This is a genomic window from Streptomyces sp. NPDC111656 (assembly GCF_055656965.1).
The window spans coordinates 97075-122772 of sequence record NZ_JBVKCA010000014.1 but is presented as its reverse complement, the minus strand read 5'-3'; the positions used below and the strand labels follow the sequence as shown (position 1 = coordinate 122772).

18 protein-coding genes and 3 pseudogenes are annotated in these 25698 nt (G+C 68.7%); 14 read left to right on the top strand and 7 right to left on the bottom strand.

Going from position 1 to position 25698, the window contains the following annotated elements; all coding sequences use genetic code 11:
* Positions 1 to 411 precede the first annotated feature (411 nt).
* The gene (locus tag ACZ7M3_RS34150; RefSeq protein WP_472068403.1) at positions 412 to 1020 is read right to left on the bottom strand and encodes a TetR/AcrR family transcriptional regulator; all 609 of its coding nucleotides are present in this window, start codon (positions 1018 to 1020) and stop codon (positions 412 to 414) included.
* A 46-nt stretch (positions 1021 to 1066) separates the two neighbouring features.
* On the opposite strand from ACZ7M3_RS34150, the gene ACZ7M3_RS34145 reads away from it, so the two are divergent.
* Positions 1067 to 1531, top strand: a complete 465-nt coding sequence (locus ACZ7M3_RS34145; protein WP_472068401.1) for an SRPBCC family protein — start codon at positions 1067 to 1069, stop codon at positions 1529 to 1531.
* Between the two features lie 348 nt (positions 1532 to 1879).
* Here ACZ7M3_RS34145 and ACZ7M3_RS34140 read toward each other — a convergent pair.
* Positions 1880 to 2014: pseudogene (locus ACZ7M3_RS34140) on the bottom strand (ISAzo13 family transposase); the annotation flags it as partial.
* Between the two features lie 138 nt (positions 2015 to 2152).
* On the opposite strand from ACZ7M3_RS34140, the gene ACZ7M3_RS34135 reads away from it, so the two are divergent.
* Positions 2153 to 2428, top strand: a complete 276-nt coding sequence (locus ACZ7M3_RS34135) for a hypothetical protein (RefSeq protein ID WP_472068399.1) — start codon at positions 2153 to 2155, stop codon at positions 2426 to 2428.
* 31 nt (positions 2429 to 2459) lie between these two features.
* On the opposite strand, the pseudogene ACZ7M3_RS34130 reads toward ACZ7M3_RS34135, so the two are convergent.
* Positions 2460 to 2993: pseudogene (locus ACZ7M3_RS34130) on the bottom strand (transposase); the annotation flags it as partial.
* Between the two features lie 589 nt (positions 2994 to 3582).
* On the opposite strand from ACZ7M3_RS34130, the gene ACZ7M3_RS34125 reads away from it, so the two are divergent.
* From ACZ7M3_RS34125 to ACZ7M3_RS34110, 4 genes are all read left to right on the top strand, one after another.
* Entirely contained in the window at positions 3583 to 4089 is a 507-nt protein-coding gene (locus tag ACZ7M3_RS34125) for a hypothetical protein (RefSeq protein WP_472068397.1), read from the top strand.
* A 61-nt stretch (positions 4090 to 4150) separates the two neighbouring features.
* The gene (locus tag ACZ7M3_RS34120) at positions 4151 to 6352 is read left to right on the top strand and encodes a trypsin-like serine protease (RefSeq protein WP_472068395.1); all 2202 of its coding nucleotides are present in this window, start codon (positions 4151 to 4153) and stop codon (positions 6350 to 6352) included.
* 127 nt (positions 6353 to 6479) lie between these two features.
* Complete coding sequence (locus tag ACZ7M3_RS34115) at positions 6480 to 9857, top strand: ALF repeat-containing protein (RefSeq protein ID WP_472068393.1); 3378 nt, start codon at positions 6480 to 6482, stop codon at positions 9855 to 9857.
* Between the two features lie 119 nt (positions 9858 to 9976).
* Positions 9977 to 10366 carry a hypothetical protein gene (locus ACZ7M3_RS34110; RefSeq protein ID WP_472068391.1) on the top strand — a complete coding sequence of 130 codons (390 nt, stop codon included), beginning with the start codon at positions 9977 to 9979 and terminating at the stop codon, positions 10364 to 10366.
* A gap of 16 nt (positions 10367 to 10382) precedes the next feature.
* Here the strand turns inward: ACZ7M3_RS34110 and ACZ7M3_RS34105 are convergent, their stop codons facing one another.
* Positions 10383 to 10697: an SDR family NAD(P)-dependent oxidoreductase gene (locus tag ACZ7M3_RS34105; RefSeq protein ID WP_472068696.1), complete on the bottom strand. Its 315-nt coding sequence runs from the start codon at positions 10695 to 10697 to the stop codon at positions 10383 to 10385.
* Between the two features lie 212 nt (positions 10698 to 10909).
* On the opposite strand from ACZ7M3_RS34105, the gene ACZ7M3_RS34100 reads away from it, so the two are divergent.
* A complete protein-coding gene (locus tag ACZ7M3_RS34100; protein ID WP_472068389.1) occupies positions 10910 to 11770 on the top strand; it encodes a helix-turn-helix transcriptional regulator in 861 nt (286 codons plus the stop codon).
* 214 nt (positions 11771 to 11984) lie between these two features.
* Positions 11985 to 14156 (top strand): TerD family protein, encoded by a 2172-nt coding sequence (locus ACZ7M3_RS34095; RefSeq protein WP_472068387.1) that lies wholly within the window; start codon positions 11985 to 11987, stop codon positions 14154 to 14156.
* A gap of 369 nt (positions 14157 to 14525) precedes the next feature.
* Here the strand turns inward: ACZ7M3_RS34095 and ACZ7M3_RS34090 are convergent.
* From ACZ7M3_RS34090 to ACZ7M3_RS34080, 3 genes and pseudogenes are all read right to left on the bottom strand, one after another.
* Positions 14526 to 14695, bottom strand: a pseudogene (locus ACZ7M3_RS34090) (fructosamine kinase family protein); the annotation flags it as partial.
* Between the two features lie 129 nt (positions 14696 to 14824).
* Complete coding sequence (locus ACZ7M3_RS34085) at positions 14825 to 14986, bottom strand: hypothetical protein (protein WP_452980865.1); 162 nt, start codon at positions 14984 to 14986, stop codon at positions 14825 to 14827.
* A gap of 119 nt (positions 14987 to 15105) precedes the next feature.
* Complete coding sequence (locus ACZ7M3_RS34080) at positions 15106 to 16047, bottom strand: aldo/keto reductase (protein WP_472068385.1); 942 nt, start codon at positions 16045 to 16047, stop codon at positions 15106 to 15108.
* 46 nt (positions 16048 to 16093) lie between these two features.
* On the opposite strand from ACZ7M3_RS34080, the gene pdxR reads away from it, so the two are divergent.
* The 6 genes from pdxR (at position 16094) to ACZ7M3_RS34050 (ending at position 25646) form a co-directional block, all read left to right on the top strand.
* Complete coding sequence (gene pdxR / locus ACZ7M3_RS34075; protein ID WP_472068383.1) at positions 16094 to 17557, top strand: MocR-like pyridoxine biosynthesis transcription factor PdxR; 1464 nt, start codon at positions 16094 to 16096, stop codon at positions 17555 to 17557.
* A 453-nt stretch (positions 17558 to 18010) separates the two neighbouring features.
* Positions 18011 to 19066 carry a terpene synthase family protein gene (locus tag ACZ7M3_RS34070; protein WP_472068381.1) on the top strand — a complete coding sequence of 352 codons (1056 nt, stop codon included), beginning with the start codon at positions 18011 to 18013 and terminating at the stop codon, positions 19064 to 19066.
* Between the two features lie 679 nt (positions 19067 to 19745).
* Positions 19746 to 21155 carry a hypothetical protein gene (locus ACZ7M3_RS34065; protein ID WP_472068379.1) on the top strand — a complete coding sequence of 470 codons (1410 nt, stop codon included), beginning with the start codon at positions 19746 to 19748 and terminating at the stop codon, positions 21153 to 21155.
* Positions 21155 to 23089, top strand: a complete 1935-nt coding sequence (locus ACZ7M3_RS34060; protein WP_472068377.1) for a hypothetical protein — start codon at positions 21155 to 21157, stop codon at positions 23087 to 23089. Before ACZ7M3_RS34065 ends, ACZ7M3_RS34060 begins: the two co-directional genes overlap by 1 nt.
* Positions 23086 to 25200, top strand: a complete 2115-nt coding sequence (locus tag ACZ7M3_RS34055) for an integrase (RefSeq protein ID WP_472068375.1) — start codon at positions 23086 to 23088, stop codon at positions 25198 to 25200. Before ACZ7M3_RS34060 ends, ACZ7M3_RS34055 begins: the two co-directional genes overlap by 4 nt.
* Positions 25197 to 25646 (top strand): hypothetical protein, encoded by a 450-nt coding sequence (locus ACZ7M3_RS34050; protein ID WP_472068373.1) that lies wholly within the window; start codon positions 25197 to 25199, stop codon positions 25644 to 25646. The genes ACZ7M3_RS34055 and ACZ7M3_RS34050 overlap by 4 nt, the downstream gene beginning before the upstream one ends.
* Positions 25647 to 25698: the final 52 nt, after the last annotated feature.

Below are 25698 nucleotides of genomic sequence, written 5' to 3'. Positions count from 1 at the left end.
TCGGACATCCGTAGGTGGCTCCGGCCGCTGACGTCTGGACACAGGCACATTGTCCCTGACGATGTATTCGGCCCGCGGCGCAGGCGGAACCCGCCCCGAGTCCAAAGACACCTACTTACCAGGAACCGGACATCACTTCACGAACCGCCCTCTGAGAACTGCGACGCGCACCACCGCCCGCTTCGCCGCCGGCTGGCTGGCGGACCGGCCCCTCTCCGTCGCCCAGTCCGTACCAGAGCTGCCCACCGGCGCGGACTGGAGCTACGAGATGAAACTCGATGGTTCTCCAGACGCTTCGGAGGTGTCGGAGAGAAAGTCCGTGAAGCAGGTCCAGGCGTACGTCTGCCTCGACGACCGTTGCTCGAACGGTGATCGCCGTCCGGCTCAGCCCCGGCCTGAGCGGCAACTCCGTCACTTCGAGCCGTAATACAGTCGGAGGAAGTCTTCCATGGCCGCGTTGACGCCGGCGCGGTCACCGGTGGCGAGCAGGTCGAGCAGCAGACCGCGGACGGCGGCGAGTCCCAGCCTGGCGCGGTTCCGGGCCACGGCAGGGTCCGCCCCTGTGGCGACCTCGGCGGCCACGAGCGGCTCCAGCCAGTCGTTCACGAGCCCTTCGAGAAGTGGGGCAGCCTCGGGGCGGCCCCGCAGCGCGTGCCCGTAGATTTCGAAGAAGAGCCGCTCCTGACCGGCCAGTCGAGGGTCTGTCAGCTGCTGCCAGAGGAGCCGCGCAGCATCGGCGGGTGAGAGACCGGGTTCCAGGCGGAGCCGGGACAGCAGATCACGCTGGCGCTGCTCCGACGTTCGGACGATCTCGACGAGCAGGTGTTCCTTGGAGCCGAAATAGTGGATCAGCATGCGGTGACTGACGCCGATCCCGGCGCCCAGGCCGCGCAGGCTCAGGTCTGCGATGCCGTGTGCCGCGACGTAGTCGACGGCCGCGTCCACCAATTGAGCTCGCCGGTCCCCGTCCGTGCCGGGCACTGCCTCGCCCTCAGGATGTGGGCCGTTCGTATTCACCACGCCACGAGCGTACCAATTGGTACACGCCCTGTGTACCGTGTGGTACATGAAGTCTGTCACCGTGTCGATCGACGTACCGCAGACGCCCGAGCAGGTCTACGACTTCCTCGATGTCATGGCTCACCACGAGCGATTCACCAACCACTACCTGAGCGGATGGCGCTACAGCGGCCCCGACCGGGGTATCGGATCGTGCGCCACGGTCACCGCCGCGTTGGGCGGTGTGAAGACCGACGTCACCATCGAGGTCGTCGAGGCCGACCCGCCGCGGCGCATCGTCGAACGGAACGTCAGCGCGGCCGGCCGACGTCTGGCCCAAGGCACCTACACCATCGGACCGCTGGCGACCGGCGGGAGTCACGTGACGTTCACGTACGCCTGGGCGCGCGTCCCGCTCGCCGACCGTCTGCTGGGACCCGTCGTCCGGGCCACGATACGACGCGCCAACCGCACGGTCATGCGACGCCTGGCCACCGAGTTGGCTCGCCATGTGTCCGCTGCCGGATCCTGACGTCGGTACATGTCGGTTCTTCTGCCCGGCCGGGACCGTCCTCGACGGCGTTATGTGACCTGTCGGTGTGTCTGAGCCAGTTGATGTCTCACGGAATCCGCGGGCTGTTCGTCCGAGGCGGCACAGCGAGGCGCATCGGTCGCAGCATCTTTGTACTCCTGCCAGGTGGACAGCAGATGGCGGGCCGGCCGCCCTGCCGCCGAAGCCAACGAGTTGGGGGTGCCGAATACCGTCATGTCTCCGCCTGCCGCGGCCGCGAACTCGGCCGCCACAGGATGGGGCCCATACCCGGCAGGCTGGTGACACTTGAAGGGTGCGACGGTCCCGCGAGCGTGCCTCGATGTCTGGGCGGTCAACCGCCCTGATTCCTCCGTGGCCGAGTGACCGGGCCTCCGCTTCTATCAGCAGACGACACTGCCGCTCATCGAGATGCGGCAGAACCGCCCCGAACTTCACTGCCAGCACGGCCCGTTGCACCTCCAGCCACCCATACCAGAGCAACCACCCGCCGAACGGGAGGCTACGGGTGAGATCTGCACGCCCTGAGCTCGTTCTTTATGGTTTGAGCTGCCTTGAAAACGTGTGCCGAGGCCCGACCGGACGCTGAGTAGGGTTGTGGCCATGGCCAAGGGAATGGGGCGGCGCCCCAAGGTGGACCTGGACAGCGGCGTCGGGGACGTGACGCTGCTCGTCTTGGAATGGCTCGGGGAGCAGGGTGTCGGTGCCATGATCCGGGTCGACGCGGAGCGCATGCGTGACGGCCGGCCAGCCTGGACATTTGCCGCTTCTGGTGGGCCACTGGACGGCGGGATGAGGGCCGACGGGGCTTCGGTCGCCGAGTGCATGGGCACAGCACTGCTTCGATTGCGAGAAGCCGGGCTGATTGTTCCCTTCTGACGCCGTGTTCAGCTTCTGAGTTGGTCGCGTTCGGCGATGGTCTGGTGGGTTTCGGTGCACGGGCCGGGCAGGGCAAGTTCGGGCGGAGGTTCCTGAACCCCCGGCGAACCCGGGCAGGGGTGAGCCGACCGGGTTCGGCGGGGCTTTCCCCCCGGACGAGGCGGAGTCGGGTGTGGGCGGCGACGACCAGCCCAGGTTCGTGGTCGCTGGGCAGACGGTCGACCTGAAGGCGGATCAACGCGCCCTCGACAATGGCGAGTTCGCCAGTGTGGCCGATCCATGCCGAGCGGGTGGTCAGACGAGGAGGGATACGGTCCCAGGCCATCGCGCGAGCGGTGCCATGACGGTCGGTGACCTGTGTGGTCGCGGTATCGGGCTCGCCCCAGGTGTCGGGCTTGGCGAAACGGAACTCCTTACCGTGCTTGGGCGGCCGCCCGCCCTGCGGCGGTGAGATCCAGGGCACCGGAACCGGCTTGCGCATCCCCCGGTCCGTACGCATCCGGCCAAGAACCTCGACCGGGAGTCCATCGAGGAGATAGGCCATACGCGGGGCGTCGTAACCGGCGAACAGACCGCCCTCGACCCGTCCGCCTGGATGCCGAGCTCGCTCTGACCTCATGACGAACGCGGTTAGGCAGCCTACTTCCAGACGACGTGCCCGGGTTCCTCACCTGCGCAGCCTCACCCTCGCCAGATAGGACAGGCGGCGCATCGACCCAGCGTTAACCCAGAGATCACTTGCGGGACAACCTTTGATCGAGGCCGAGGATGATAACCAGCTTCCAAATTAAAGTGAACCTTACAGTAGCGATTCACAGGAATGTGACACGCATCACATAAATGGTCAACCCGAAAGCCCGCTTTTACCCCTATTTTTCCGATAGACAAGGCCCGGGGCGATGGGATTTCATAGCACAGCTAAAAGGCAATCAAAGGCCTTTGGGCTGTTTATCTCATGCGGGTATCGAGGGCCGCCATCGGGGGGTGAGCTCATGAATTTACGCGTGCACGCTGTTCTATTTCGCTGCTTTATGCCAGATTTCCCACGCATCGATTCCGCTTCATCCAGCTGCCTTGAAGACGGCCTTCACACCTGCGTCGATCCCACGAATAGGACTGTGATCGCAACTGTGCTGAAGGCAAGGAAGAGACTCGTGCGGCGCATTCTTGGCGCCGCGGCTACAACCGCCCTGGCCTGGCTCGTCGTAGCGCAGGGCCTGTTGGGCGGATCCGCGTCGACGGCGTCGACCGCCGCGGCGGTCCATGCCGTCGCCGACGAGACACCCGGCTATGCCGTGGAGGGCTTCGACTATCCGCAGGCCGACAAGATCCTCGCGGAGCAGGGCATCACCCTCAAGCGCGGTGACGGGCACATCGTCCTCGCCGAATGCGGAAGCCAGACAGGTCTGTTGGAGATCATGGCCCGCGCCAGTTCGGACCTGATCTGCTTCCGGGTCACCGGCAACTCCGGCTATCTGACGCTGGAGATCCCCTCGGTCTACGCCATCAGGGGCAACGACTACGCGGCGCAGGTCGACATGACGACCGCCGACGAGGAGCAGTCGTACGACATCGCCAAGAACACTTGGACGCCCGTGGGTGAGAGCGCGGACGAGCAGGGGCGCGAGTTCATGCTCGTGGAGATCAGGACCTCCAAGTAGCGCTCTGGGCAGTCCTGTTGCCCTGGCCAACGTCGTATCTCCCCCTCGTCCCAAGGAAGTCATGCTCACCCAACACATCAGATCCGTCCGCCGCGCCCTGCTCGCCACGGCCCTGATCGCCGCACCGCTCGCACTGAGCACCCTGCCCGCGCAAGCCGTCACCGGCACCGCCGCCACCGGCACGACCTACGGCTACACCGCACGTCTGGACATCGGCCACGGCACCCGGGCCTGCTCCGGCGTCCTCGTCGACGCCGAATGGCTGCTCACCGCCGCCAGTTGCTTCGTCGACGACCCTGCCGCCGGCCTCGACGTACCCGCCGGCGCACCGAAGCTCGCGACGACCGCGACCATCGGACGCACCGACCTGACCACCTCCGACGGCGTGGTCCGCAACGTGGTCCAGTTGGTCCCGCGCACCGATCGCGACCTCGTCCTGGCCCGCCTCTCCCGCCCGGTCACCACCGTCACCCCCGCCGTCCTGGCCACCACCTCGCCCGTCACGGGCGAGGAACTGCGCGTCGCCGGATACGGCCGCACCAAGGACGAATGGGCGCCGCTCGCGCTGCACACCGGCGCGTTCTCCGTGGACGCCTCCGACGCCACCACCGCCACCGTCACCGGCAAGAACGGCGTGTCCATCTGCGCCGGCGACACCGGCGGCCCCGAGGTCCGCGTGGCAGGCGCCCAGGCCCAGCTCGTCGGCATCAACAGCCGCTCCTGGCAAGGCGGTTGCTTCGGCATCGACACCGCCGAGACCCGTACCGGCGGCATCGCCACCCGGGTCGACGACCTCGGAAGCTGGGTCGCCGCCCAGATCGCCGCGACGCGCGTGGACGACTTCAACGGCGACGGCACGGAGGACATCGCCGTCGGCGATCCCAAGGCGTCGGTGAACGGCCAGTCCGAGGCCGGCCTGGTAAAGGTCGTCTACGGCGGCGGCAAGGGCAGCGAGACGCTGCACCAGGACCTCGACTACGTGCCGGACACGGCCGAGGCCGGCGACGGGTTCGGTCAGGCACTCGCCTCGGTCGACTACGACGAGGACGGCTACACCGACCTGGTCGTCGGCATCCCCTCCGAGGACATCGGCACCGTGGCGAACGCCGGCATGGTGACCGTCCTCTACGGCTCTCCCGACGGCCTGGGCAAGGGCAAGGCCGCACTCAACCTGGTACAGGGCACGGGCGCGGGGGACATCCTGGCCGCCGTCTCGGAGGCCAACGACCAGATGGGCGCCGCGCTGGCCGCCGGCAAGACCGCCGCCGGTGAGCCGTATCTGCTGATCGGCATGCCCGGCCAGAACCTCAAGGGCTATGTGGACGCGGGCCAGGTCTTCTACCTGCGCGGTACCACCAACGTGAAGATCCACCAGGACTCGTCGGGCGTAGTGGGTGTCATCGAGGCCGGTGACCGGTTCGGTGCCTCCGTCGCGGGCGACGCCAACAACATCACGATCGGCTCCCCGGGCGAGACCGTCGGCACCGCCGCGAACGCCGGCATGGTGACGATCCTGAAGCACACGCTGAACGCGGCAGGCATCCCCACCGCCGTGGCGAGCATAGACCAGGACAGCGACGGCATCAGCGACGCGGCCGAACCCGAGGACCTGTTCGGTGCGTCGGTGTCGACGGTCGCGTACCGTCCGTCCGGCGCAACCGCCGCCACCGACTCGATCATCGCCGTCGGCTCGCCCGGCGAGACCCTGTGGGTCGGCACGACCTCCTACGCGGGTGCAGGGCAGGTGCTCACCCTCCGGGTGACCGCGGCCGGCACCGTGACCCAACTGGCCACCGTCCACCAGGGCGTCGACGGGGTGAACGGGGCTTCCGCGGCCGGTGACCGCTTCGGCACGTCCGTCGCCGTCGCGAACACCGCGCCGAACGCCACGAGCACGGCCTCGACCATGCTGCTGGCGGTCGGCGTCCCCGGCGAGGACATCGACACGGCGACCGACGCGGGCATCGTGCAGACGTTCTCGCTGCTGGGCGCGCCGGGTGACTCCGATCACTGGATCCAGGCGGGCAACGAGCGCGGCCTGCCCGGCACTCCGGGCGCGTCGCAGCTCGTGGGCGCCTACCTGTACTCCACGCCCACCCATCTGTGGATCGGGATGCCGAACGGCCCCTCCGAGCGCGGCGCCGTGCACGGCCTGCCGTGGTCGAACGCCATGGGCGGCACAGGCGCCACGGTGACGACATATCAGCCCGGTCTGAACGGCCTGCCCCTCACGGGCAAGGCGTTCGGCATGGCGATCGGCTGACCTGCGGGTCCGCCGCCGATCCGCTGAACTCTCGCGCCGGACAAGGGCGCGGCTCCCCCGTACTCCGCCCGGCGGTGTGACGCCATCCGTGCGTCACACCGCCGGGCCCCGATCCCGGAGGACAGCTTTGAACACGACCTACTGGAGCAGACGGCGCGTTCTCGGCGCCCTCGCGGCCACGACAGCCGTCGCCGCCACCTCCAGCCTCGTTCTCAGTTCAGCCCCTGCCGAAGCCGCCACCACCGCTCCGCCGGACGACCTCGACGAAGGTGACCCGTTCAACCTGCCCGACACCGACCGGGCGAAGGCCGTCAAGGCGTGGCTGCTGGGCGGCAAGGCCGTCCGCGCCGCGGCGGAAGCGGTACTGATCGGCTCCGACACCGACGTCCAGACCTTCCTGACGGTCGACCTCCCCAAGGCCACGGCGGAGGACAACCGTGTCGCCATCCTCACCTCCCTCGCCGGCGGCGGGAAGGGCACCCGGCGCGAGGCCGCCGCGGCGCTGGAGGGCGGTGACGCCTCCATCGCCGAGTATCTCGCGAGCGGCTTCAAGACCGCCCTCGTGGAAGACCTGAGCGTCGCCACCGCGACCGTGATGGCCGTGGGTGACAAGGGCGTACGCCGCTACGGCAACGCCGCCCTGAACGCGGGCACGCAGGCTGCCCTGGAGCAGTTCCTCACCGAGGACCAGTACACCGGCCGCCTGGAGGACATGCGCGTCGAGGTGACCAAGCTCCTGGTGCTGGCCGGTCCGGAGGTGCAGAAATACGCTTCCCGGGCGCTGGACGGGACCGAGGCCGACGTCGAGTGGTTCCTCGACACCGGCCAGCACATCGCCCGCGCCCGCGACCAGGAGTCCGCGACGATCGAGGAACTCGTCGCGGTCGTCGAACGCGAGGGCAAGAAGGCCGACGCACAGTCGAAGGAGGCCGAGGAGGCCTCCGCCCGCGCGGTGGAAGCCGCCGAGAAGGCCAAGCAGGCGGCGGAGACCGCCGCGGCGGAGGCCCAGGCGGCCCAGGACGACGTGATCAAGTCCGGCAAGGCGGCCCGCAAGGCGGCCGAGGCCGCGACAGGCGCGGCCGACTCTGCCCGGGTCGCCATCAGGGCCTCCCACGCCGCCGTCCAGGCGTCCCGTCGCGCCGCCTATGCCGCCACCGCCGCGAGCCAGGCCGCGGCCACCGCCGGATCCGCCGCCGCCACCGCGTACAACGCGGCCATCGCCGCGTCCAAGGACGCCACCAAGGCAGCCGCCTGCAAGGACGCCGCCGTCGCCGCCCGCAACGCCGCGGCCAAGGCCCGTAGCGCGGCGAAGGCCGCCGACGCGGCCGCCACCTCCTCGGCGGCGGCCGCGAACGCCGGGGCCGCCGCCGCCGGGGCGGCCCGTAACGCCGCCGCCGCCGCGAACGCCTCAGCCGCGGCCGCGGCCTCCGCCGGCAAGGCGCAGGCGGAGGCCGCGGAGGCCAAACGGCAGGCGCAGATCGCCAGCACCAACGCCACGATCGCCACCAACGCGGCAGGCACGGCACAGACGTTGGCGAATGCGTCCGCGGCCGCCGCCCGCACCGCGCGCGACGCCGCGAACAGCGCGGCCGACCACGCGGACAACGCCGCGACGGCTGCCGAGTGGGCGTTCCAGTACGCGGGCCAAGCCATCGACTACGCCAACAAGTCCACCGCGTTCGCCAACTCGGCCACCGAGGCGGCGAACACCGCCACCGACGCCGTCACCCAGGCGATAGCGGTGGAGAAGGCGGCGCGGGAGGCCGAGTGGCAGCGCCTCGACGAGGACATGAAGCAGGCGATGCAGGAGACCGGCCTGCTGGCGCAGATCGAGGCGCAGGAACGGGCGGAACGCGCCGAGAAGCGCACCCAGGACGAGCAGGCCGAGCAGGCGACGAAGGACCTCGTCGCCCAGGCCGAAGCGGCGCTGGCCGCGGGCGACACGGGCCTGGCCGCCACCCTCGGACGCAGGGCGGCCATCGCCCTGATGAACTCCCAGGGCTCCTGGTCGTGCGAGGCGGCCCGGTTCGCCCTGTGCGGCACGGACGCCGACGTGCATGGCTGGATCGACACCGACCGGCAGCTCGCGCAGGGACAGGACGACCGGGAGACTGTCCTCTACCTGGCCCAGATCGCCACCCCGGACGTCGCGGAAGCCGCGACCGCGGCGCTGGCGAGCGACGCCGCGGACGCCGCCACCCGGTTCCTCGCCGACAGCGTCATCGAGGCCGCCGCGACGGACAACCGCGTCGCGGTCGCCAGGGTCCTGGCCAACAACCCCGGCAGCGCGGTGAAGAAGGCGGCGAACGCGGCGCTGGACGCCGGCACCGCCGAGGCGCTCTACGAGTTCCTCGGTGTCACGTACGAGGCGGCGCAGCAGGAGGACGACGCGGTCGCCACCGCCACCCTGATCGCGAACGCGGGCCCGTACACGCAGGCTCACGCCCAGGCCGCGATGGAGGGGCCGGCGTGGATGCGCCGCAACTTCATCGCCTCGGCGCAGTACCGGACCGCACAGCTCGACTACGACTCCGCCGCCCACATCTCCGGCATCCAGGGCGCGATCGCCGCGGCCGTCAAGATCGCGCACCGTGCCCAGGAGAGCGCCGCCCGTGCGCAGCAGGCGGCTGCGACGGCGCGCAACGCCGCCGCCGAGGCGCAACAGTGGTCGGACAAGGCGAACGCGTCGGCCGAGCAGGCCTCTACCGCGGCCACCCAGGCGGACGCGAACGCGGACGCGGCCGACCAGTCGGCCAAGGATGCGCAGGCCTCGGCCGACAAGGCCAAGGCGGCGGCCAGCACCGCGCGTTCGGCCGCGCGCTCGGCGAACTACTCCGCCAACCGCGCCGTGGACGCCGCCCGCCGCGCGGTGGCCTCCGCCAACTCGGCCCAGGCGTCGGCCGCTTCGGCCCGCGCCTCCGCCATCCAGGCGGGCCAGGACGCGCAGACGGCAGCGGCCGCGGCGAGCCAGGCGCACCAGATCGCCTCGGCCAAGCGCCAGGAGGAGATCGCGGCGGCCGCCAAGCGGGCGGCCGAGGAGGCCCGCGAGGCGAAGGAAGCCGGTACGAACCCGGCCGACACCACCGACAACGACACCGTCAAGGGCGGTCTTCCCTGGTGGAAGGAGGACGCCAGATGGCTGGCGAACGCCACCAACTGGCTCAGTATCGGCTTCGGTTTCGCCTCCGCCTTCACCGGCCTCGTCGGCCTGGCAGCCGGCTTCTTCTTCCCGCCCGCCGTGCCGTTCATCGAGGCCCTCGCGTCCGGCTTCGCGTACACCTCCCTGGCGTTCTCCGGGCTGAACGTGCTGTTCACCGGAATCGGCTACGGATTGTCGAGCAGCGAGTTCAAGTCGTCCCTCGGCAGCGCCGCTCTGGGCGTGCTCACGTTCGGCCAGTCCAAGTGGATCGGTGCTGCGGGCGGCTCCACCGTCGTCACGAAGGTCAGCCAGTTCGGCCATGACCTCATCTCGCCGGTCACCGGCGTACTGGGATCCCTATTCTGATCCAATCAGATCGAATCTGATCTGATTCGATCTGATTCGAATCGATAGGATGCGGGGCTCACACCGGGGGTCGGCGGCGTACCTGCCGACGGCCCCCGGGCGCCGCCGAAAGGACCGCCGTGCTCGCGCAGCTTCCCCTCGTCTACCTGTTGCTCATCGCGGCGTTCGCCACATTCGTCCTCTGCTCCGTCGTGGACAGGTGGATGAAGGTCCGCAAACTGACGCTGCTCGTTTTCGTGGTCTCCCTCGGCTGCTGTCTCGGCATGATCGCGGTGGGCGCCTTCCAGCCCGCGCACTGGAATTCCCGGCAGATGCTGGTCATGTATTCCTTCGTGTGGATCGGACTCGCGGCAGGCCTGATTCCACCCAGGAAACTGTTCCTCGAATACGGCGACGAATGGCGCCGAGGAGTCAAGCGGGACACCTACGCCTACCCCGTGCGATATCAGCTGGTCATGTATGTCTCGGTCGGCGTCATGTGCCTCTTGGCATTCGTTCTCGCGACCTGACCGCATACCGGTTTGGTCAAGGGGTGAGTGCGGCGGGGATGTCCATCACGCCGGCGTTGTTGATCAGGATGTCGATGTCGCCGGACCAGGCGTCGGCGAAGGCTCGCACCGAGGTCATGTCCGACACGTCGAGCGGGCGGATGTCGAAGGTCCCTGGCAGGTCGGCGACAGCGTGGCGGGCCTTGCCGGGGTCGCGTACCCCCAGTACGACATGGGCTCCGGCAGGGGCGAGTTCGCGTGCCGTGATCAGGCCGAGGCCACGGCCGGCACCGGTGATCACCACCGTACAGCCGGTCAGGTCCGGGAGGTCGTTCGCTGTCCAACTGGTCATGCTGGTCACGGGTCTTGGCACCGTAGTTCGTAGTTCGTAGTTCGTAGTTCGTGGTTCGTGGTTCGTGGTTCGCGGTTCGCGGTTGTGGGTTCGCGGCGACCGGTGATCGCATCGCCAGTGAACTCGCCCCACCACGGGCACTGGAAGGACATGCGCAACCACTGACTGGCAGGTCGTGGTCAAGCCGCGCCGGATGGCCAACGATGGGGACCATGGACCATACGTTCGACCGCTCGCCCCTGGGTGCCTTCCTGCGCACCCGTCGTACGGCGCTGCAACCGGAGGATGTCGGGTCGCGCCGCGGACAACGCCGACGCGCTCCTGGCCTGCGCCTCGAGGAGGTGGCGGAGTTGTGCACCATGTCCGCCGACTACTTCGCCCGGCTGGAACGCGGCGACGGTCCGCAGCCGTCGGAGCAGATGGTCGCGGCCATCGCCCGCGGCCTGCGGCTGACCCCGGGCGAACGCGATCACCTGTTCCTGCTCGCCGGCTACCGCACCGCCCGCCGTGACCTGCGGCTTCAGCACGTGAGCCCCGGACTGATGCGGGTCATGGACGGCTTGGCCGCCACCACCGCGCAGGTCATGGGCCCGCTGGGCGAGACGTTGCTGCAGACACCGTCCGCAGTGGCACTGCTCGGCGAGCAGACCCAGTACACCGGCAGCGCCCGCAGCGCGACGTACCGATGGTTCACCGATCCGGCCGCCCGTGAGCGGTACCACCCCGAGCAGCACGACGACGACAGCCGGACCAATGCCGCGCTGCTGCGCGCGGCTGTCACCCGGGACGGGCCCGGCTCCCCCGCGGCGGACCTGGCGGACGTCCTGCTGCGCACCAGCGAGGAGTTCGCCCGGTTGTGGGAGCGCCACGAGGTGCGCCTGCGGTGGAGCGAAACCAAACGGTTCGTCCACCCCCAGGTCGGACAACTGGACCTCTACTGCCAACTCCTGCTGGAGCCGGACCAGGGCCAGTCGCTGCTCATATTCACCGCCACCCCAGGCACGGAAAGCCACGAAAAGCTCGCCCTGCTCAGCGTCCTGGGCACCGACCAATTCGCCACCGACACCCAGTGACGCCACCCGACCGAATCAGTACGTCGCGCACCTGGTGAACTGGAGGGCTCTTGCCCGCCGCATTGGCCGTCGCGAGCACATGAGTCGTACGGGCTGTCCCGTAACCGTCGGTCACAGGGAAGACAATCTCGCTGTGGCCGGGGAGATCACGGCCTCGGAGCGCGTACAAAAAACTCCTGTGCGCCGGCTCGCACACCTCTGCGATCATCCCCCCATGGCGCACAGTCTCGAATCGCTGGTCATCCGGCACACCCACCGCCTTTCCACCCCCAAGGGCTCCGCCGGGGAAGGAGCCACCGCCGCGCGGCAGTTCGACGCGGCGCTGGCATCCGTGGGCTTCAAACTCTCGGCGGAACTGCTGGAGCGGCTGTCGGGGCTGTCCGAGGCCGCGGTCGTGCACACCGCCAAGCGGACGCTGCGCACCGTGAGCGAGATGGTGGGCGACCACGCCCGGCACAACTCGTACTTCATCGACTTTCCAGCGAACGTGCCGGACACCGAAGAGTTCTGGATGCGGTGTGTGACGAAGGCGCTCGGTGACGACACGTCGCGCGAGAACGTGCTGACGCAGCTGGCACACGGGGTGCTGGACCTGCTCAGCCTCCCCACGTACGGCCGATGCCAGCACACCTACGAGGAGATGCTCGCGGCGCAGGACGAGCTGATCGCCTCTGCGGGCGACCGGGTGACCGTCCTGCACCTCGGGCGGGACCTGGACGACGAACTCACGGACCTGTACCTGGCCTTGGCGAGCAGCACGACGCCACTGGGCGAGGAGCACCTGCGCGACCTCAAGGCCCTCGCCGAGCGGTGCGCGCTCGGCCCCCAGCCGGAGTCGATCCCGGTCCGGGAGAACCGGGCGGTCGTCAACGCGGCGCGTATTGCCGTCGGCGCGGACCTCCTTGTGGACACCGTCATTGACGTGCTGCGGCTGGCCTGCGCGCTGTCGGGCGGCGATGTGACGCTGCAGGAGCCGACCCGGTTTCGGGCACTCTCGCGGCCGACCCGCCGTGCGCTGCTGGCGGGCCTCGACGCCGTGGTCGCGGTGAACCCCGCCAAGCTGGCCGATGTGCACACGCACCGCGAGCCTTTCAAGCGGCTCGGTGAGCGTCTCCACCCGCACGAGTACCCGCGCTGGCCGCACGCCGCCGATGTGTTCGCCGTAGCGCGGGGTGAGAAGGAGGCGCGGTCCTTCGACAGCCGTGTCGAGAAGCTGCTCGACGAGTTCGACGTCCTCGGTGCGGTGCAGCTGCTGAAGTCCGCTCCCGGCAAGCTGTTCCGCGCCTTGGACCTCCTGCTGCGTATCGCCGCCGACCAGGAGGAGCGGGATGCGGTGGTGGCCGCCGCTGTACGGGTCGCCCCCGAGGTCTCCGGCCGGGTCGTGCTCTCGGTCCGCGAGCACTTCCACAACCGGGAGCGGGAGACCGACGAACCCCGCATCTTCGTCAACCGCCGGGGCCGTGCCTGGGTGACCCCCGACCACCGGCCGACCGTCCCGGCGGCCGACCGCGAGCGTCTGATCGCCGCCCTCGACGCCGAGTTGCGCCGCAGGCTCCCGGCTCCGGGCCGGCTGCTGCTCGACCCCGACGTCCTCGACGTGGCGCTCCCGCTCAGCGGCAGGGCGACCGCGGCCGGACTCGGCGTACTGCCGCGAGGGTCGGTCTCGGCGGTCGACGGCGAACAGCTTCGCTTCTTCGTGTACTGGAAGGAGACCGAGAAACGGACCGACTACGACCTCTCGGCGCTGCTTCTCCACGCCGACTACAGCACCGACTCCTGGCTCTCCTACACCTCCCTCAAGGCTGTCGGGGGCGAGCACTCAGGCGATGTCACCGAGGCGCCCGACGGGGCCTCGGAATTCATCAACCTGTCCCTGGACCGGGTACGCAGCACATTCATCGTTCCGCAGGTCAACATCTACACCGGCGAGAGCTTCGAGGAGGTCGAGGAGTCGTTCTTCGGTTTCATGCTGCGCGACGGTGAGCAGAAGGGCCGGCCGTTCGAACCGCGCACGGTGCGGATGAAGTCGGATCTTCGCGGGGTGGGTCGAGTGGCGCTGCCGCTGGTGTTCCGGCGCGAGGACGACGGCCGGTGGCGCGCGAAGTGGCTGCACCTGTATTTGAAGGGCATCTCGTCGGCCAACCGGGTCGAGGAGAACCAGGTGTCAGTGTCCAAGGTGGTACGCGCCGTCGTAGAGCGCGAGCATCTGACGGTGCGGTACCTGGTCGACCTGATGTCCGGCGACACCACGGCCGTGGACCTGTGGGACGGCGGGCCGGTCCCGGACGAGCCCGTGATGTACATCGGTCTCGAACGTCCCGAGGGGCTGCACCCGGACTCCCGAGTCATCACCCCCGAAAATCTGCGCGACTTGATCCCGGGCTGAGTGCTAACGTTGCCCACGGCGAGGCCATGAAGGGGCTTCCTTCTCAATTTCCTCTAACGAAAACAAGTTCTTTCGCTTTCCTCGCCGTCGGCTTCGACTGGGAGGCGCCCGCGCGGCGCCTCCCAGTTTTCGTATGTACGCCGACGGTCATCACCCCGGAAAACGCGCACGACTTGGTCCCGAGCCGACTGATAGCATTGCCTTAGGCGAGGCCATGAAAGGGCTTCCTTCTCCTCCGCCGTGAAAGCGGCTTAAATGTGAGTCCCTTCGCTCCCCTCGCCCTCGACGTCGCTCCGGGCGGCGTTCGCGCTCACCGCGCGAACGCCGCCCGAGCCGTTTTCAGGGCTTGTTCCGCGTTGCCACGGCCAAGAGGGCGAGCATCGCCAGATCGGTCTCGCGGTGGCCGCCGCCGTGCGCGGACGGGTCGATCGGACGGACGTGGCGTCGGCGCACTACAAGACGTTGCCGTGCCAGAGATCACCGTCCAGCCGGGCTGGCGGCTCGGCGGGGCCCACGAGGTCGGGCAGCCCCAAGCAGACGTCTACTGCCGGGGACCGCGGAACGGGACCCGTTGAAGCCGGCCGCGACCCGCAACTGCCCCCACTGGCAGCAGCCCGTCACCACCCTCGCTCTCCTGACGACACCGGAAGCCACCCGGCCCTCGGTGCCTACCGGCAGAGCCCGCCCATGGTCTCCTCCAGAACGACCTTGCGGCCGATGGCTCCGGAGACACACTCGACCTGCTCCCGCCGCGTCACCGACTCCGGACCGCTCAGTGCACACGCCTTGCACTGTTCGTCGAGAACGTCCCCGTACGCAGAAACGTCCACGCAAGCCCGGACTCGCGCAAGGCACTCTCGGCAGCACGCCCACCAGTCACCGGAGCCGTCACAACAACTCCTCCCATCAAGCCGTCACAACAGTTCCTCGCATCAACTCGTCTCGAAAGTCACCCCGCGGAGTCCAGGCGTGCGCGCTGATCGGCCGTCAACTCCAGTGACACCCCCGCGACCGCCTCGTCCAGCTGATCGACCGTGCTGACGCCGACGATCGGCGTGGCGGCCGGGTTCCCTCCGGTCAGCCACGCCAACACCACCCGGTTGCGGTTCGTGCCGGTCTCGGCGGCAATCGTGTCGAGCACCGCGAGGCGGCGGGCGGTGCCGGGGTGGTCGTACTCCGTGGGCAGAGGCTTGTCCGCGCGGGTGTAACGGCCGCTCAGCAGCGGCGTGTACGCCCACAGAGCCATGTCCGGATGGTGCTCCAGGTAGTGGAGCACCTCGTCGGTGACCGCACCGAACCGGTGCACCACGGTGGGCCGGGTCGCGGGGCGCGGTTGCAGGTACGTGTGGTGCTGCTGCACCGCGGTGAAGCCGGCACTGCCGTGGGCCCGCGCGATCTGCCGTGCCCGCTCGATCTGCCAAACAGGGTAGTTGGAACAGCCGAAGCGGCCGACCGTTCCCGCGGACACTAGCTCGTCGAAGGCGGCGACCGTCTCTTCCAGCGGTGTGGCCGGATCGGGCTTGTGGGCCCAGTACAGCTCGACGTGGTCCGTACCCAGTCGTCGGAGGCTGCCCTCGATCCCGCTCTTGACGACCCCGGCCGAAAGGCCCTCGGCCGTCTCCGGGAATCGTCCGGCCACGGTCGGCTCGCAGCCCACCTTGGTGCTGATCCTGACGCGGTCACGGACGCCCGGGCGGCTTGCCAGCCAGCGCCCGAGCAACGTCTCGCTCTGCCCGCCGAAGCCGGTCGGGTCGTCCCAGAACGCGTAGCAGTTGGCGGTGTCGATCCAGACGCCCCCGGCGTCCACGAAGCGGTCCAGGAGCTCGAACGATCGGCGCTCGTCCTGAGCCGTGCCGAACAGCATGGCCCCAAGAGCCAGGTTCTCCATCATGTCCCTCACGCTAGGCGGATTCGGATCGGCGGTACGCTCCAATCTCATGGCTGTTTTCCAGACCAATCTCGCGTGGGCGACGCTGCTGGATGTCGGTCCTCCGGATGGCGGACGGCGCCGCCTGCACGATCGCCTGGCTCACGCGCTGCGCACCGCGATCCGGGACGGCCGGCTGACGGAGGGCGCCGCCGTGCCACCGAGCCGGGCGCTCGCCGAGGAACTCGGCTGCTCCCGTTGGGTCGTGACGGAGGCGTACGGGCAACTCATCGCGGAGGGTTACCTCTCCGCCCGGGTGGGTTCCGCCACGCGTGTCACGTGGTCACCGGACACGGCGCCGCCGCGGCCTCGTGCACCGCGCGCACCAGCACGGCCGCCGATCCGGTACGACCTCGCGCCCGGCCTGCCCGACCTGCGGGCGTTTCCCCGCCGCCGCTGGGCGGACGCCGTCCGGGCGGTCACGGGCTCGGCCATCCACTATGACCTCGGTCTGCCCGACCCCGCCGGGCACGCGGTGCTGCGTACCACCGTCGCGCAGTACCTGCGGCGCTCGCGCGGCGCGGACGCGCACGCCGTGTCCGTGTCCGTGTCCGTCTGCGCGGGCGTCACCGACGGTCTGGTACGCACGTGCCGTGCGCTGCGCGCCGAGGGGATTGCCGACCTGGCCGTGGAGCACCCGGGTTGGGGGCGGTTGCGGGACGCCGCGACGAGCGCCGGCCTACGTGTGCACCAGGTGCCCGTGGACCACGACGGCCTCCGCGTCGACGACCTCGCGCGTACGCCGGCCCGGGCCGTCGTCGTCGGCGCGGCACACCAGTTTCCCACCGGCACGGTGCTGTCCGCGGCGCGCCGCGCACGCCTGGTGCGCTGGGCCCGCGAGGTGGACGGCTTCGTCATCGAAGACGACTACGACGCCGAGTTCCGCTACGACCACCACCCGGTCGCCGTCATGCAGGGGATGGATCCGAGCCGGGTCTTCCTCCTCGGCTCGGTCAGCAAGACGCTGTCGCCGGCCCTCGGCCTGGGCTGGCTGGTCGCGCCTGTCGCGATGACCCCGGTGCTCCGGGCGGCGAACCTCGTCGCCGCCGCGCCACCGGTGCTGGACCAACTCGCGCTCGCCACTTTCATCGACCGCGGATGGTACGACGCCCACCTGCGCGCGGCGCGGCGGCGGTTCCGATCCCGCCGCGACCTGCTGGTCCGGACGCTCGAGGCCCAGGTGCCGGAGGGCCGGGTCGCCGGCACCGCCGCCGGGCTGCACATCCTGCTCCACCTACCGGACGGCATCGACACCCGCCGGGCGGTCCAGGCGGCGGCCGCCGCCGGGCTACGCCTGGCGGACCTCGACGACTATCGCGCGCCTCGGTCGGCGCAACCCGCGCTCGTCCTCGGGTACGGCAACATCAGCGACACGGAGATCCCTCCGGCCGTCGCGCTCCTGCGCGAAGCGCTGCGTTCACCGACGGCCTCGCCACCAACGCGTACAGGACAGCTGAGTCATGACGATCGCTGACGCGGGGTTCATGCCCGGCATCGAGCTGTCCCAGGTCCTGTACGACGAGGCGGTGCGACCGTTCCTCGGAGAGGTCTTTGCAGCAGGAGGTCGCCTGCGAAGCCGGAACAGGGCCGCGCCGACCGGGTGCCGTCGTTGCTTCAAGAGCACTTTCGTCGGTGCTCCGTTGCTCGAACAGGGGCCGCATCGGCGCTGAAGGGCGGCCATCAGGTGCATGACCTGGCTGACCGATTCCGCTTCCAACGCCTGCCGGTACGAGGTGCCACGCCGGCTTCGCCGCGGCCACCTGCGTGTTGCGGGCCAGTGCCCGCCCGATCTACCGGCAGCGGGCGGTTCCTCCTCTCGGGTACTTCATGGGGTAACCAGCGGCGACGAACCGCTCTGCCGACAGACTGGCCATGACCGGTTCGGAAGAGGATCGGAACAGGACGGGCCGCCATGTGGAGGGATGTCATGCCACAGGACATCGAGTTCGATCTACCCTTCCCGCTTCGGGTCAGCGCAGACATGGAGGGCGCCCGCCGCCGCAACCTTGACTGGGTCCGCGGGCAGGGGCTGGTGGGTGGTGAGCGGTCCGTGGACTGGTACACCTCGTGGGACATGCCCCGGCTCGCCGCCTATGGCTTTCCCGACGCCACCGGGTGGGGTCTGGATCTGTGTACCGACGCCATGGCGTTCTTCTTCGTCTTCGACGATCAGCTCGACGGCCCTCTGGGCCTTGCGCCCGACCGAGTCGCCCGGGTGTGCCAGGGCCTGATCGACGTAGTCCACGGCACCGGCCACGGCGGCGACGCGTGCTCGACCGCGTTCGCCGACCTCTGGCGCCGCAGCACCGACGGTGCCGCTCCCGGGTGGGTGGCCCGGGTCGCCCACGAGTGGGAGTACTACTTCGCCGCCCACGCCCACGAGGCGGTCGACCGGTGCCGGGGGGTGCCGGTGGACATGGAGCACTACCTCCATGTCCGCAGGGGCGTCGCCGGGACGGCGCTGCCGTTGTCGCTGGCCGAACGCGCGGCGGGTCTCAGCCTGCCGGCGGCGGTCTTCCACGGGCCGCAGCTGAGGATCATGCGGGAGATCGCCATCGACATCACGCTGATGTGCAACGACGTGTACTCCCTCGAAAAGGAGGAAGCGCGCGGAGACATGGACAATCTCGTCCTCGTCATCGAGCACACCCAGCATCGCACCCGCGACGGGGCCGTCACCGCGGCCCAGCAGGAAGTCCACCGGTGCTGCAACCGGTTCCAGCAACTCGCCCGCGAGATCCCGGCCATCTGCACCCAGCTAGCACTCCCCGCCCCGCTGCGGGCCGCCGTAGGGACCTACGTCGACGTCATGACCGCGTGGATCAGCGGCTACCACGCCTGGGAGACCGAGACCCTGCGCTACACCACCGCACTCAAGGCCCTCCCCAGCACCGGCCCCGGCTACTTCGAGAACATCCTGGGAGAACCTGGTCCCGACCTCCTCGCCCCGGCCACCGACCGATCCGATACACCTCACGGCTGACTCCCGAACACCGGTCGGCCGACTCGGCCGCCAACGCCTGCACTGATCTCCGGACACAGAGCACGGCAACAGCGTCACAACGGGGACCGGCGGTGCCAGGTCACCTGGCTCGCCCCTGCTCAACTCGGTATGGCTCCGGCTGACACGACCCACCCGGTTCCCGGCCAATCCGGTGAGGAAGCGTTCATCGATGCCGTCGTGCGGGGTGACTGGTGCCGGTCAGATCAGGGCCCGCTCGAACGCTGCGCGGTGAACATCGACGAATGCGTGCTCGCGGCGGCTCCACTCGATGCGTGCCACGATGACGTCCTCGTCGGGTTGAACCTCGCAGGGCCCAGGAACCCACTCGGCCAGAAACGGGCGTTACGGCTCTGCCGTTCCAAGATGGCGTCGACGAGCTCACCTCGCTCGTGGGCATCGAGTCCGTACGCATCGACCAGCGCCCGGACCTGGTCGGCCTGATCCGGCACAGCCGGGGCGGTGTCCTTGGAAGCGGTGCACCACGTCTTCTTTCCGCTGTTCAAATCTGTCTCATGAGATCTGTGGTTCAGTCTCGAATCGTTGTGGTGGTACGAGACAGGTGAGCTGACGGGATTTTCTCTCAGGCCCCTGGAGAGGGGCGAGAGTGGACCTTGCTTTTGTACAGTCCGGGCTGCTGGGGAAGTACCTGGACAGTGGCGTGATCTCCGCTGAGAAGGTGATCGCGCTGCTGAGGCGGCGGGGTGTCCTTGACGGGACTCCGGTGTACCTCGACGAGGAGACACAGATGCCGGTTCCGCCGCTGTGCGAGTTCGGCAGGTATCTGTCGACGGCCTTGCTCGACGAGAGCACGCTGAAGGACTACGGGCGGGTGATCGGTCGGCTGGAGGACCATCTTGACGACCTGGGCAGCGATGTCCTGTCGGCAACCGAGTCCGATCTCGTCTCTTACCGCGGCCATCGGACCCAGTGGCAGAAGAAGCCGGTCGGCGAGGCGGTCTGGAGCCGCGAGTCGTTCGTCCTGGACGATTTCTACGGCTTCCTCGTCGACCGCAGGATCTTGGCGCGCCGCCCGGCGCGGCCGGCGGCGCGGGGTCGCAACGCGCTGGCACCATCGGTCCGCTCGGGGATGGACATCCGGCACCTGACGTTCGAGCAGTATCGGTACCTCCGGGATGTGGGGCTGGGCGGGCAGTTGCCCGACGCCCAGGTGAATCCGACCTTCCGTGGGTGGTCACCGCTGCGCGATCGAGCAGGTGCGGACATTGCCCTGGGGTCGGGAACGCGGTGGCGGGAGTGGGCAACCGTACTCTTGCCAGAGATAGGTCTGTGGCCCGGAATGCCGGGTGGGGCCGCGGAGTTCACCGTCCAGGCCTGCGCGAAGTACGGCAAGACGCGCCCCGTCTACGTTCCTGAGGACGCGGTCGGGTCTGCTGATCTCTTCTGCATGCTCGAGCGCCCGGACATCGTCCGCAGGGCGGCCCGGGGCCTGGAGCGCAAGGCCCGCGACCTGTTCGTGGTGGGCGAGATCGACGTGGCAGGCGGGCAGGTGCGGGGCGTTCTGGACGGCGTGGCCCGCGAGTACAAGATGTCCGCCATGCCCGCCAAACTGCGGCGGATCACCGTCTTCGAGGGCGAGTTCGGCCTGGAGGCGCTGACTCTGTTCGTCTGCCGGGGCGGTCTGATGCCGGGAGCGGATGCCTGGAAGGGGTACCGCCACCGGGCCTGGACGCGCATGAGGACCCTCGCTGACCGCACCACGCCGCTGCTGCCGGCTCGACGCTGGAGATGGCACGACCTGAGGCACACATACGCTCTGCAGCTTTTGACCTATCTGGAGAACGTGATGGATGGCGAGGAGCCGGACCTGCAGGCTCGCCGTCGTCGGCACCGTTCGTACCTGACCGGGCACATCCGGCACAACCCGCTGCTGATCGTCAGCCGGCGACTCGGCCACGCGAGCCCGGAAACCACCTATGAGTACCTCCAGTACACGGACGACCTGATCAACGAGTTCGAGGCCGCGTTCAACGGCTGGGTGGGCGACGACGAGGCGACCTACGCCGAGATTGCCTCGCACGCCCTCTCCGGCGCGAAGGACGGACGCTGATGGCGAAGGCACGCCGGAAGGGCCGGAACAACGCAGATCGCGAACGGCTGCGGGCGGCGCTGGAGAATCCCGTTCCGGCCGGTGGTATCGGCCCTCGAGTAGTCCAGCTTCCGCTGATCCTGCTGGCGATGGACCCGTCGGACTTCCGCTGTTCGCGTTTGGCCATTCAGCTGGCCGACGAGTGGGTGGAGTACGTGGCCGCCACCCAGATCACGCAACACGCGAACGTCTACCACATGGCGATCGACAGGCTCTGCAAGTACGTGGACAAGGAGCTCGGGCCCGCGGCGGAGACGGTGAGCCTGACCGATGGGAACCTCTTTGACCTGTTGCTGAAGTGGGAGCTGTCGCTGCCCGAGAGCTACGCGGCGAGCTCGACCTACCCCGGGTTGATAGCTGCCGCCGCACGGGTGTTGATCGTCCGCCGGGACGAGCACCCCGGCCGCCCGGTCGCCCCGGATCTGGCCAGGCTGGCCCGCGGTCCCGCGCTGCTGGGCAGCGGCGAGAAGACAGAACGGGACGAGTTCAAGCGCCAGGAGAAGCAGGCTCTGGTCCGCGCCGGCTGGCAGTGCGTCCAGGCCGCCCGCAAGCGACTCGACGAGGGCTGGACCCTGGCCGAACAGGGACGCCATCCTGATCAGGGCAGTTGGACCAGCATTCCCGATCTGCTCTGGGGCTTCGCCCACGAGCAGATCACCCTCGACGACTTCCACCGGCACGTTCCTCCGTCCCGCGAATGGCCGATGGACCTGCAGACGTTCGCCACCGGACCGGGCCGCGTCCTCGTTGCGCAGTCGGCACGGATGCAGCTGGCCCGCAAGCTGTTCGCGAGGTTGTATCCGAACAACCTTGATCTCCACGCCTTCCGCGTCCTGCTGATGGACGCCACCGGCCATGCGTCAGAAGAAGTCACCGGCTTCGGAGAGACGGAAGTGGAGTTCCTCCCCAAGGGCGTCCGGCTGACCCTGCTCAAGAACCGGGCCGAACGCCGGCGGCACCGTGCCTTCCGAGACCAACCCGCCCCCGAGGAACCGGACCAGGACGAAAATGCTGATGGGCAGCTCACGGTGGACTGGCCCCGGCGCGAGGCCAGCGAGGTGGTCCGCCAGCTCATGGACATGACCGCCCGGGTCCGGGCCAAGGCCCCGCACGTCACCCACACACTCTTCGTCAGCGCCACCGTCCGCAACAACTTCACCGCGGTCTTCGACGAGTGGAAGACCAGGAGTCCGAGCTCGTTCGGCGACTGGCTGGACGCCACGGGTGTCGAGATCAAGGGCGAGCGGAACATCGGCCGCCTGCGCAAATCGACCAAGGTTGAGAAGGCCATCGTCACCGAGGGGCGCATCAGCGCCGCCGCGGACGACCACACCGAGGAGACCTTCGCCGGCCACTACGCGCAGGGCACCACGCTGCGAATCCTGTCCGGGCGGACGATCGCCACGGCTCAGCAGCACTGGTTCGACAAGGCTCTCGACCGTGTCGACGGCCCGACCGTCATCATCGGCGCCACCGGGGACGTCGACCAGGACCTGCTGGAGGACTCGGGTCTGTCCGCCCAGGAGGCCGAGGACATCCTGGCCGGCCAGCTCGACATGGGCGTCTCCCACTGCAAGAACCCCTACCAGGGGCCCTACAGCCGCCCCGGTGAACTCTGCGCCGTTGCGCCGCTGCGCTGCCTGGAATGCCGCAACGCATGGATCCTGCCGACCAACCTTCCTCAGCTTCTCCTCTTCAAAGCGCACCTGGAACGCCTTCGTACACTCCTGACTCCACAGGCATTCGCACGGCTCTGGGGGCAGAGCTGGGCGAACCTCCGCGCCGTCCTGGAGGACCGCACGCCCGAGGAACTGGCCCAGGCGCGCAGGCACATCGAAGCCGGCCAGGCCGTTCTTGATCTGCCACTCGCCGCGAACACGGAGTTCGACGCATGATCCTGCCCCTGCCCGAGCAACGGCGTCCCTCTCTGTTCCTGGACGACGAACCCGTCGTCCAGGGACGCGCTTTGCTCCCCGAAGCTCAAGAGCCGGGCGCCTACATCCCCCGATTCGGCGACCGGAACATCTGGAACTTCAACGGGATCCTCAAGCGTCCGGCAAATTGCGTGGCCGCCAACTGGATGGTCCACTTCAGCTTTGAGCTGGAGGAGCCGTACTGGAATCTGCTGGCCCGCGAGTACTTGATGATGACCTTCAACCCGCGCCACCCCAAGGTCCTCCAGCGCGGTGTCGTCCTCGACGGCTACAGCCACCCTCGCGCCTTGGCCCAAATGGCCTCGCGCATCCGGACGGCAGCGAGATGGGGCTCTGAGAACGGGCTTCCGGTTCGCGCAGACGCATGGACGGTGGAGGACCTGCGGCAACGCATCATCGACCTGGCCGCGACCGGGGCCGCCCCGGGCACCGTCCGGGGGCACGTGACTTTCATCAAGAACCTGGCATCAGCCGGTCCTGCGCTGAGCCTGTCCTGGCCTGCCGGAGACCCGTGGCCTGGTCAGAGTGCCCGCGCCGTCGCCAAGCTGAGTGCCAGCGCGGGTCTGTCCACCCCGTCTGTTCCTCCGGCGACGTGGTTTCCGCTGATCCGCGCGGCATGGTCCTACATCCATGACTTCGCCCCTGATGTCCTACGCGGAGAGCGCCGCTACGACGAGCTCCTCGCCACCGCGAGTCCGTCAATCCTCGGTATCGACGAACGCCTTGAGGAGTGGCTCGCCGACCCCCAGAACAAGGTCCCCATTTACTCCGATCCCGCGAACTACACCGATCCCTCGAAGAAACCGGCTCCGCAGGTGAACTGGAGCCTGCTGGCACTCGTCCTGGGCTACGACAGCGACGCGCTCAGTCTGTCCTCCGACGGGGGCCGCCAGATCGAGAAGCAGCGACGCGCTCTGATCCTGGATGCGGTGGCCGAGGGGCGGACCACGACCCAGACGCTGACCGGAGAACTCGTACAGGTGACCCGGCCGGACGGCAGCACGGGGCCCTGGCACCCAGGCATCGGCCCGCGGCCCTTGAACGACCTGAAAACGGCCCTTCGAAATGCGGCATTCGCCCTGGTCGTGGGCCTATCCATGATGCGTGACTCGGAGGTCCACGAGATCCTGCGAGACCCGGTCGTCGAGCACTACAGCACCCCCGCCATCGCCTCGACGAAGATCAAGGGCAGTATCACGCGCCCCGGCAAGCACTGGTGGATCGCCGAACCCCTCGTGGAAGCCCTCGAGGTCGCCGGGGCCGTTTCCCGGCACCCTGAACGCGTCTTCGCGCCCGTCCACGCCTCCAAACAGGACGGCACCATCGTCGGCGCCAGGATGCTCGCGTCGTTCGTGGCATTGGTGAACAAGAACCGAGCCTGGACCGGGCTCGATGAGATCCCCGCCACCTACATACGCCCGCACATGTTCCGCAAGACGATGGCGATGCTCACCGACCAGTTCCCCAACTCCGAAATCGCCACCGGCATCCAGCTCAAGCACCTCGCCAAGCGGGCCCTGGCCAACGCCACCACCCGCAGCTATGCCGCCTCCGACGACAGCTGGGCGAAGTACCTCGAAGACGCCCTCGACAACGTCAAGTTCCGCAAGATCAAAGATCTTTACGAGCGTCACACCGTAGGCGAGGAGATCGGATTCGGGCCCGGGGCCGAACGCGTCAAGGACGCCTTCGACCAGATCGACGCCACCGTCAAGGCCCGCAACGGAGACGCCCGCACCGCCGACAGTCTCCTGCGGACGACCAGGATTCACATCCGGTTCGGCATGCTCAACAACTGCACCGCCGACCACACCAACCCCGTCGGCGCCGTCTGCCTCGAGAACGCGATCATCCCCGCAGGCCACACAGGCCCTCTTGATGAACGCTGTCGGCCCGACCGATGCGCGAACAGCATGATCGGCCCCGAGCACCTGCCGATCTACGACTCCCACCAGCGCACACAGCTCCAGCTCATCAACAACCCCTCCATACCGGCCTGCCGCCGCGACCTCGCCGAACGCGAACTCGACATCACCCGCAACGTCTTCAAGATGGCGGGTGAGTCCCAGTGACCGGTCCCGTCGACGGCGGCCTCGAAGACCAGGTCAGTCCCAAGGTCTCCACCGCCCTGCGGGCGGCGATGACCCGTCTCTTCGAGGGCCGTCCACAACGGACCGACGGCCGCCTCACGAAAGAGAACCTCTACAAAGAAGCCCAGGTCAGCCGCGCGACCATGAACCGCGCGCACGCGATCCTGGCCGCATGGGATGCCCACCTCGCAGCCCACGGCAAGGCCACCGCAGGCGAGGCCAAACGCGACGCGACCATCGGCGACCTCAAGAAGCGCCTGACCAAGAAGACTCAGGAATGCACGCTCCTGGAGAACAAACTCAAGGCCGCCCACACCGCGATCGCCGCACTCTTCCACGACAACGAAGCCCTGCGGCAGCAGCTCAACAAGGACACCGCAAACACGGTCACCCCCATCCGCCCCCGCGGTCCTCAGCAACGCCGCTGATCCCATCACCCCCACTTCAAGGGAACCCGAGTGATCGTTCTCCTGCCGATCC

Bases quoted from the DNA above. Each gene is read 5' to 3' on its own strand.
- ACZ7M3_RS34060 (WP_472068377.1), top strand. From the start codon at position 21,155: ATGGCGAAGGCACGCCGGAAGGGCCGGAACAACGCAGATCGCGAACGG.
- ACZ7M3_RS34095 (WP_472068387.1), top strand. From the start codon at position 11,985: ATGGCGCACAGTCTCGAATCGCTGGTCATCCGGCACACCCACCGCCTT.
- ACZ7M3_RS34055 (WP_472068375.1), top strand. From the start codon at position 23,086: ATGATCCTGCCCCTGCCCGAGCAACGGCGTCCCTCTCTGTTCCTGGAC.
- ACZ7M3_RS34100 (WP_472068389.1), top strand. From the start codon at position 10,910: ATGGACCATACGTTCGACCGCTCGCCCCTGGGTGCCTTCCTGCGCACC.
- ACZ7M3_RS34080 (WP_472068385.1), bottom strand. From the start codon at position 16,047: ATGATGGAGAACCTGGCTCTTGGGGCCATGCTGTTCGGCACGGCTCAG.
- ACZ7M3_RS34145 (WP_472068401.1), top strand. From the start codon at position 1,067: ATGAAGTCTGTCACCGTGTCGATCGACGTACCGCAGACGCCCGAGCAG.
- pdxR (WP_472068383.1), top strand. From the start codon at position 16,094: ATGGCTGTTTTCCAGACCAATCTCGCGTGGGCGACGCTGCTGGATGTC.
- ACZ7M3_RS34120 (WP_472068395.1), top strand. From the start codon at position 4,151: ATGCTCACCCAACACATCAGATCCGTCCGCCGCGCCCTGCTCGCCACG.
- ACZ7M3_RS34105 (WP_472068696.1), bottom strand. From the start codon at position 10,697: ATGACCAGTTGGACAGCGAACGACCTCCCGGACCTGACCGGCTGTACG.
- ACZ7M3_RS34135 (WP_472068399.1), top strand. From the start codon at position 2,153: ATGGCCAAGGGAATGGGGCGGCGCCCCAAGGTGGACCTGGACAGCGGC.
- ACZ7M3_RS34070 (WP_472068381.1), top strand. From the start codon at position 18,011: ATGCCACAGGACATCGAGTTCGATCTACCCTTCCCGCTTCGGGTCAGC.